Here is a 9,878-nt window from a genome sequence, read left to right as displayed (position 1 = left end):
CCAGTTAATTTTCCATTTTTAAAAACAATATTATCTAAAGTTAATGCTGAATTAGCATTAAAAATACCGGATTTACCTAAAGCATCAATAGTATAACCATTACCATTAATAGTTAATACTTTATTAATAGTTATTCCATCACTAGAAAATCCCTCATCATATATATAATTCTTTTCTAATGAAATTATTGAACCCTCACCGGCATCATTAATTATTTTTTGCAAATCACTAAAAGTACCATTATCAGCACTTCCTTGAATTTCTTCATCACTCAAATACGTATTATGTTCACTTACAGAATCAGTCATTAAACTTGAATCCTGACTATTCACTACAATGTTTGTTTCATTATTTATTCCTTCTGCACTAACAGTCGAAATAGCAAATAAACAAACAATTACCATTAAAAATAAATATCGTTTCTTTAACATATCATTTCGCCAACTAAAAAATTATATTAATATATATTATGAATTAAATTTCATCAAATAATATTTTTATAAAAAAAATGCGGTTAAAAAAAGGAAGCTTATGAAAAATAATAATAACTATTATTAGCATCATCTCCCATATTAACACAATCGCACAATAAATATTAATTGGTCAAATATTATTTTATTCACAGAAGTATATAATATTTATCGAAAGCAAGTGCCTACTTGCTTTTAATTTATGTTTAACTGCTTTTAAGGCAATATCTAAAAAAAGATAATAATATTCACATTTTTTAACTCAGGATTTGACAAAATCAAACTAATTATTCACATAACTAAAGCTTCCAATTGTCTTTTTGATAATTTTTTCCTTATTTCAAATATTAATGATTTTTGATGATTAAAATTGATTCAGATTAAGTCTTTGCTAGATACATATCCCAATAGTTAAAAGTATTTTTTAAAAGCAATATCAATATTTTAAAAGATAACATCAACCAAAGTTAACAAAAAATAACAAAGTATAAAAATTACAATAGCAAAAATCAATTATTCGACAGACAAATTTCATTCAAAAATTTACATATCATCAGTTGAACCTCCCACCATGAGACGAAAAGGATATTCAATCGACAATATCATGTAATTAAAGGGAAATTGCCCCCATTATGTTATATAGTTAATTTCAGTCCCCATTGACTGTCAGCTTGGATATTTCAATTCCCTGATCAGACAGCAATGTGGTCTTGTTGATTTGCGGACTCAAATTCAGGTTTCCCCAGGTCATAATATTGACCAGATAGAAATGTCTGTCCGTATTGTTTATAACCAAATCCGAGATATCTTTTTCCGACGTGTCCTTGAAATTGAATGTCTGATGCAGCTTGTCCGACGTCTTATCAAAGACAAGGGTATATTTGATACAATAGGTATCCACCCTGTCAGAAAAGTCCAGGAAATATATTTCTCCGTTCGGCCGAGCCAGGATAAGTGATGCATTTTCATCCTGCGTGATTTCATTGAAGAGGTTTTCCTTAGCCATTCCCTCATTATACATTGTGATGTTGGAACTTATCGTGTATCCTACTCCCACAATCAGAAGCAGACATATAAGGGCAAATGAATACATCATTATCCTTCTGTCTTTAATCTTGTTGATTAGAATTGAAATTGAAAGCCATAAAACCGCTGAGGCAGGAATCAAATATCTGGCAAGAAGGACTGGCTTATATGTAAGAGAAACAATTAGGGCAATTATGATTGTTCCCACATAAACCACAAGCCCGGTTAGAAGATAAAAGTTGTCCACGTCGTATTTATCATCCATCTGCTTTTTATACATGTATATGATAGCAATAAGTATTAGAATTGCAATAACTGAAAAATAGAGATTATTGCAATATGCATAGTATCCAAAATCCGCGATAAGTGATTTGATAGTAACTCTAGGAACCCAGAATCCCTGATGAATAGCATCCAGTTGAGCAAAAAGAGTCGGAATCCAGTATGCATATAAAAGAATTCCCGTTGCAACAGAAATGCACAGATTCCTGATCTGGCTTGTGTTTTTACGAATAACATAATATATTAAAACCAGAAACAGACACACTGCAGAAATCCCTGCAAAATAATGGGTATATGCAGCCAGTACAGATGCAATGCTGACAATCATCCAGTATTTCAACTCCCCTTTTGTGTAAATTTCCTTTGTATAAATGAAAGCCACAAGCATAAATAGTATTGCCCAGCTATACATTCTTGCTATGAGGAAATAAAAGAAAAACTGACTCATGACACCAATTGAGAACATGAACAGTCCTGCTGTGAGCCATCCGTACTCTTTTCTGATTTTGAAATATGAAATAAGCATGATAATCGGATATGGAATTATGGAAACCATCCTTACTGCATAGATACTGTGAGGAGAGACTCCGAAAAAACCGAAAACAGTCATTGCGAACTTAAGTATCAGATAATATAATGGCGGATGCACGTCCGCTGCAGTGAGGCCTATCATTCCATCCAAATCGAAATTGATAAGCGTCAGTGTGAAATACTCGTCAACATGCAGAATAAGATGGTCAAGGGGTGTTATAAGCATGTAAACAAGTAGTATAAAACTCAGTGCGAAAAAAAACTTTCCAATAATGTCCTTATTTTTTCTGTCAAATTCAAAATTAAACCCCATGATATTACATTAGTTATTGAACATATTAAATGTTTTCTAAATTTAAATTGTTATTTTTTAAAAATAAGACTAAAGGAATTTGAATAGAATGTCAGAATAATGCATCAATAATTAAACATAGAAAATGTTTTCCAAAGATTAACTGCTGTTTTTTTAAAGTAATTCCCATTGCTTTGAACAAAAAGCATCACATATTAATTGACTTTAACGGACGGATTCAACAAACTCAGAGTATGTGGCAAAAGTATGATTGCGGTTTTTAAGCATCCCGATTAAACGTTCAAGTCTTTGAGCCATCGCTGAGCCGCTGTTTCTTCTTATTATAAAAGGTATCTTAAATTCAGGGTAATCGTTTAACTCATAAAACTCCCAGGGATGGAAGTATGTGGTGAAGTAACCGTCCTTTTTGAGAGTGTTTCGAACCATCCTGTGGTAGACACTTTCAGGAAGATTGTGCAGTGACAGCCAGAAGAGAGGAAATCTTATTGTTGGAGTTACAGAAGCAGGAATCTGAACTACACCATCCTTTTCGAAATATGTCCTTGGAGTGTTGAGGTTCATATATCTTCCGGGAATGAATGCGGGGTTAAGGGATGAATTGTAGACATATCCGACATTGCGGATTTCACTGTCCTTAACCGGAAACATCCTCGGCTGACGGTAGCCCCTTATTTTTGTTGCGGTTATATTTTCTAAAATCTCTTTTGATTTTGCAAAATCACTTTCTTTAGGCTCGAAGTGGTCAACCCCATGGGATGCAACTTCATGGCCATCATCCAGTATTCTCTTCATTGTTTTTGGAGCGTTTAGGGCAAAATTTGCTGTACAAAATAATGTGGCCCTAACATCATTTCTTTTAAGGATATCCAAAATGATGTTTGTACCTTCAACAGACACCTTCATGCCTTCCTCAAGCGAATAGTCAACCCCATGCTCCCTGGGCACATCGAACTCCTCAATATCAAAACTTAACAGTATCATCATTTCCCTTTTTTAAGCCGAATGTCAATAATTTTGAATCATCAAAAAAATTTAAGTTAAAATATCTTATTAAAAACAAAGTATATAAAACTTAACAAAAAATATTATCTGTTTAAAACTTTCCTCTCAAAACCCAATATTATTAAAAATTATTTATACCAACAGTGATAAAGATTTTAATATGGAATTGCTGAGTATTATTGTACCCTGTTATAACGAAGAGAAAACTGTCGAAATGTTTATGAAGGAACTTCAAAAGACGTTGGATGGCTTTAATTATGAAGTCATATTTATCAATGACGGTTCCGAGGATAATACTCTGGAAATAATAAAGAATTTGGCGGATTCAAATCCGAATGTTATATATATCTCATTTTCAAGAAATTTCGGAAAGGAATCTGCAATCTATGCAGGTCTGATTAATGCCACAGGCAGTCTGGTCGGTCTCATGGACGCTGACCTTCAGCACCCTCCAAGCCTTCTTCCGGAAATGATTGAGGCAATAAATGAAGGTTACGACGTTGCAGCGGCAAAAAGGGTTTCAAAAAAAGGCGAACCTATAGTCAATTCACTGGGATCAAGATTTTTCTATAGAATATTCAATTCAATTTCCAGCATAAAACTTGTGGCCGGAGCAACAGATTATCGTGTGATGACACGCCAGGTCACCGACGCTGTGCTGCGATTGAACGAATACAACCGCTTTTCAAAAGGGCTTTTCCAATGGGTCGGCTTTGAAACAAAATGGATTGAATATGAAAACATCCAAAGGGTTGCAGGAGAAAGCACATGGTCACTGGGGGACCTCATCAGGTATTCCCTTAAAGCCATTGTTGCATTTACGACACTGCCTCTCTCACTTTCAATAGTCCTGGGATTCATAATTTCAGCACTTGCATTCATTTACCTTCTGTTTATTATAGTGAAATATCTCATATATTCAGATCCCGTACAGGGTTTTGCAACAACAATATGTGCAATACTGTTTTTGGGAGGTATGCAAATGATTTTAATCGGAATATTGGGCAAGTATCTGGAAAACACATACAATGAAACAAAGAATCGTCCGATTTTCCTTGTTAAGGAGACAAACATTGATGATAAAAGACTGGATAAAATTAGATAGAGAACTGATATTGTATGTAGTTTTTGGAGCATTCACATTTTTTGTTAATCTCATAAGCTATTTTTTCTTTGCAAATCTTTTGGGAATCAATTATCTGGTTTCAAACGCTATAGCATGGTTTCTATCAGTGCTTTTTGCATATGTAACCAACAGGAGATGGGTGTTTGAAAGCAAAAGCCCGAATATACTAAAGGAAATGTCTCTCTTTTTCGGAGGCAGGATATTTTCCGGTGTTGTAGACATGTTTTTGATGTATGCATTCATTGATCTTCTTGCATTTGACGGCTCAATATCAAAAATCGTTGTCCAAATCATCGTGATTGTTTTAAACTACATATTCTCAAAACTGATTGTCTTTAAAGAATGATTAATAATGAATTTATTTTAAAAAGAAAAAGTAGTTGAGAAATTAATCTCAACCTTTAATGGTTATTTTATTTCCAATGCTTGAACCGTTATAACTTGATGTTATAATGTATTCTCCAGGCATTAGGTTAATGTTTAATTTGGCTATACCATCACTGCCTGTTGGTCTGTTGTATAAAACACCGTTAATGTTGAATGTTACAGATTGGCCCGCATAAGGCTTACCCTGACCGTCAACCAAAGATGCCTTGAATTGAGTTCCGTCACGATATTTCATGGAAATATCACTAGCATTTAATACAGGCAATACTTTGATGTTATTTGATACAAGACAACCTTTGTATTCAGCAGTTATGATATAATCTCCAGGCTGCAAGTTAATGTTTAACTTAGCAATACCGTTTGCATCAGTTTGGCGAGTGTATAACACACCGTTGATGTTGAATGTTACACTTTCACCAGCACCGACAGCTTTACCGTCATCACCTAAAACCTTAACAGTGTACTGTGATGCATTTCTGTAGTATTTAACAAGATCCGCATTTTCAGTAATTCTGGACAATACAGTAATGTTATTAGAAGTCATATCACCGGTAACCGGATTCATTGCAGTGACTACATATTCACCAGCATTCAAATTAATATTTAATCTTGCCAAACCTTTATCACCGGAAACTTTACGCTCATACATCACACCATTAATGTTGAAAATGACAGTTTCACCATCTTTAAGATAATTACCCTGGCCGTCACGGAAAGTAGCATAGTATTGAGTAGCATTTCTGAATACCTTAATAATGTCAGTACCGTTTACAGTTGATAGTATCGTTACAACAGAGTTAATTGTCTTGTTATCAACAGTGACCGTTGTATTGTACACACCACTGTTTAATCCAAGTGCAATGCTTGCAGTACCGTTAACATCAGTAGTTCTCTCATATGAACGACCGTTAATGCTAATAGTAACTGATTTATTTGCCAATGGCTTACCCTGATAGTCAGTTACAGTTACAACAAATCTTTCAGGTCCGCTAAAGTATTTGGTTACATCATGAGCCAAGATAATATCAGATTTGTCCTCATCTACTGCAATATTAACTTCTTCAGTAAGTGAATTATATTTATCGTCACCAGAGTAAGTTACAGGAACCGTGTAGTTACCTGCAGCCAAATCAGGAATAGTAATGGTAGCTTTTCCATCTTTAACTGGAGCAGTGTAAGTTTTACCATCAACAACAGCAGTGACATTTCCCGTAGCATCTTCAGGCAATTCCACATTAATTGTAGTATCTTGACCTTCAGTTACCGGAGGAACATCAATCTCAATTGTAGCATTTTCTTTAGGTTTAGGATTAACAACAATATCCACAGTTGTAGAAGCACTATTGTACTTATCATCACCAGAGTAAGTTACAGGAACAGTAGTGTTTCCAGCAGGAATATTAGTTAAAACAGCACGTGCAGTACCATTTTGAACCGGAATAATTTCATTACCAATAGTTACACTACCAGTAGCATCCTCAGGCAAAGTAACAGTAACAGTAACATTATCACCCTCAATCGCTTCTGAAGGAGCATCAATACTGATAGTAGCATTTTCCTTAGGTTTAGGATTAACAACAATATCAACAGTAGTTGAAGCATTATTGTACTTGTCATCACCAGGATAGGAAATAGTTGCAGTTGTATTCTCAGTTAATCCAGTAACAGTAATAGCAGCTTTACCTTCATTAATAGGAACATTGTAAGTTTTTCCATTAACAGTAACTGTAACATTACCAGTAGCATCTTCAAAGCCAGTAACAACAATAGTAGCATTTTCACCAACAGTAATAGGATCAGCAGCTGCACTAATTGTTAAGTTCTCTTTAGGAGGAACCGGTTTTTCATCAACAGTTACAGTAACGCTAGTTTCAATTGGATTGTACTTATCATCACCAGAGTATGTAATAGGAACTGTTGTGTTTCCAGCAGGAATATTAGTTAAAACAGCACGTGCAGTACCATTTTGAACAGGAACAATCTCATTACCAATAGTTACACTACCAGTAGCATCCTCAGGCAAGGTCACAGTTACAGTAACATTATCGCCTTCAGTTGCTTGTGAAGGAGCATCAATACTGATTGTAGCATTTTCTTTTTTATTTTTTACAGTAACGGTAACATTTGTTGAATTTAAAGCATATATGCCATCTCCCCCAACATTAACAGTAATGACGGCACTACCTTCACCGACAGCAAGTATTTTACCATCAGCATCAACGGTAGCAACAGATTCGTTGCTGGAGGTAAAAGTAACATCCAGGTCTTCTGGAGAAGTAGAGGCAATAAGATTAAAAGTATCATTCACTTCTAAATCCAATGTAGCATTATTGACACTGACACTAGCATCATTCAATTTAACAGTAACATTGATTGTCTTATTTTCAGCAGCAATATAATATTCATTACCTTCAAAAGAGACTGTAATGGTAGCATTACCCTCTTTAATACCTATAATTTTACCATCTTCAACTATAACAACACTTGAATTGCTTGAAGTGTATGTTAAATTACCTGCTTCAGCAGGAATTAATGAAGCGCCTGCAGAAACAGATTCACTAACATTTAATGTTATATCTGTTTTGTTAACAATAATTTCAGTAGGTGCTTTAGCTAAAATTATAGTGTATGAAGCAGTTTCGAATTTACCGGTCACACTTGCAATTCCTTCACCAGTACAATTATACATTACCGGTTCATTAATTAACACACTATCCTTACTTAATGTACCACTTGTTTGGTTTAAATCCAATTTTACGTTCATTTTTGATGCATCATACTCGCTAATTTCTTCTGAAGCATTATTATAAGAATATAATTTAAAAGTAATTTCTGATGTTTCGTTTATATTAAGTTCTGTTGGATTTGCTGTTGCATTTAAGAACAGCCAATTAATCAGAGCTACGTTTTGTGAAACATTTGGTGTTACATTGTAATTTGTAGCATTATTTCCAAACCAACAATTAACAACAGAAATTGAATCAATTAAAGCAGAAATAACCGGCTCATCACCAACACTATTGTTTATGAAAATGGAGTCATGAATAAAACTGCCATTAGAATATGCCATATAAATCACACTACTCTCAACTAGAGTATTATTGACATAATTTCCAGATATTCCAACATTATTTGCATCAAATATAAAATTAACACCCGTTTCTACATTGTTATTGATGTAATTTCCAGATATTCCAACATTATCTGCATTTAATATATAATTAACAACCGTTTCTACATTGTTATTGATGTAATTTCCAGATATTCCAACATTATCTACATTAACTATATAATTAACACCCGTATCTGCATTGTTATTGGTGTAATTTCCAGACATATTAGAATTAGTAATATTACCTTCAGAAAAGATTACACCACCATAAAATGCAGTATTATTAGTATAATTTCCAGAAATAGATGAATTATTTACCAATGAATATTCATCCACATAATATACAGCACCATAATCAGCCACATTATCGGCATAATCTCCAGATACAATAACATCAGTTAAGTTTCCATAGAAATAAAATACACCACCATTTTCCTCTGCAGAGTTGTTATTGTAAGTTCCTCCAATAGTTACATTATTCAAATCATCATTAAAGTAAATTACACCACCATCACCATCAATTACCTGGTTATTGATAAAAACAGAGTTTATAACAGAATTATTAATTTCTGAATAAAAAGTAATAGCACCACCAGCACCATCCATTATCGTATTATTAATGAAAGTAGCATTTATAATAGAATTATTTAGTGCAAGATTAAATAAAATAGCACCACCAACATATTCCTCTTTACCATTTTTAAAAGTTAATCCAGTAATATTGATTGATTCAGCATTAACAGTCAAAATTCTACATAATCCTTGTGCATCAAAAATTACTTCACCACCGCCATAATTAATAAGACTTAAATCCTGATCAATAAACAGACCAACATTATCATCCCCAACGTATGTACCCGGCATAATATAAATAGTACTGCCATCAGGAGCCTTATTTACAGCTTCTTTCAATGTCTTAAATGCGGTTTCTTTACTTGTTCCATTTCCACTGGAATTTCTATTACCATCAACATACCAAACACGAATTTGAGGATAAACAACAATATTAACAGTAGTAGAAGCATTATTGTACATATAATCTCCAGCATAGAAAACATTGGCAGTGACATTATCGGTTAAACCAGTAACAACAACACTAGCAGTACCGTTGGTAATTTCACCAGACCAAATATTATCACCAATAGTAACAGTAACATTACCCGTAGCATTATCTAAACCAGTAACAACAACAGTAGCATCCTCAGGAATATGAATAGATTCAGCACTAGCAACCATATTAGTTAAATTCTTTTTAGGTTCTTCATTAACAACAATATCAACAGTGGTGGAAGCATTATTGTGATTATTATCACCACGATAAGTTACATTAGCAGTAACATTATCGGTTAAACCAGTAACAACAACACTAGCAGTACCGTTGGTAATTTCACCAGACCAAATATTATCACCAATAGTAACAGCAACATTACCCGTAGCATTATCTAAACCAGTAACAACAACAGTAGCATCCTCAGGAATATGAATAGGTTCAGCACTAGCAACCATATTGGTTAAATTCTTTTTAGGTTCTTCATTAACAACAATATCAACAGTGGTGGAAGCATTATTGTGATTATTATCACCACGATAAGTTACATTAGCAGTAACATTATCGGTTAAACCAGTAAC

The 9,878-nt window shown here is 33.9% G+C and carries 5 protein-coding genes and 1 pseudogene; 2 read left to right on the top strand and 4 right to left on the bottom strand.

The features are described from left to right. The 3 genes and pseudogenes from ACKI5C_RS08620 to ACKI5C_RS08610 all read right to left on the bottom strand — a co-directional run. Window positions 1–431, bottom strand: a pseudogene (locus ACKI5C_RS08620) (hypothetical protein); the annotation flags it as partial. 688 nt (window positions 432–1,119) lie between these two features. Further along, window positions 1,120–2,226, bottom strand: a complete 1,107-nt coding sequence (locus tag ACKI5C_RS08615; RefSeq protein WP_407432737.1) for a hypothetical protein — start codon at window positions 2,224–2,226, stop codon at window positions 1,120–1,122. A gap of 600 nt (window positions 2,227–2,826) precedes the next feature. Next, window positions 2,827–3,603, bottom strand: coding sequence for a polysaccharide deacetylase family protein (locus ACKI5C_RS08610; RefSeq protein WP_407432736.1), 777 nt, complete (start codon window positions 3,601–3,603; stop codon window positions 2,827–2,829). 181 nt (window positions 3,604–3,784) lie between these two features. On the opposite strand from ACKI5C_RS08610, the gene ACKI5C_RS08605 reads away from it, so the two are divergent. Next, entirely contained in the window at window positions 3,785–4,729 is a 945-nt protein-coding gene (locus ACKI5C_RS08605; RefSeq protein ID WP_407432735.1) for a glycosyltransferase family 2 protein, read from the top strand. Continuing rightward, entirely contained in the window at window positions 4,701–5,096 is a 396-nt protein-coding gene (locus tag ACKI5C_RS08600; protein WP_407432734.1) for a GtrA family protein, read from the top strand. The genes ACKI5C_RS08605 and ACKI5C_RS08600 overlap by 29 nt, the downstream gene beginning before the upstream one ends. 48 nt (window positions 5,097–5,144) lie before the next feature. On the opposite strand, the gene ACKI5C_RS08595 is transcribed toward ACKI5C_RS08600, so the two are convergent. Beyond that, window positions 5,145–9,878: Ig-like domain repeat protein (locus ACKI5C_RS08595; protein WP_407432733.1), on the bottom strand; the 4,734-nt coding region annotated here is incomplete at its 5' end.

The sequence above is a fragment of the Methanobrevibacter sp. genome (assembly GCF_045646045.1).
In the GTDB taxonomy this organism is placed as follows: domain Archaea; phylum Methanobacteriota; class Methanobacteria; order Methanobacteriales; family Methanobacteriaceae; genus Methanocatella.
Note: the sequence above shows the minus strand (reverse complement) of the source record. Positions and strands in the feature narration are given on the sequence as shown.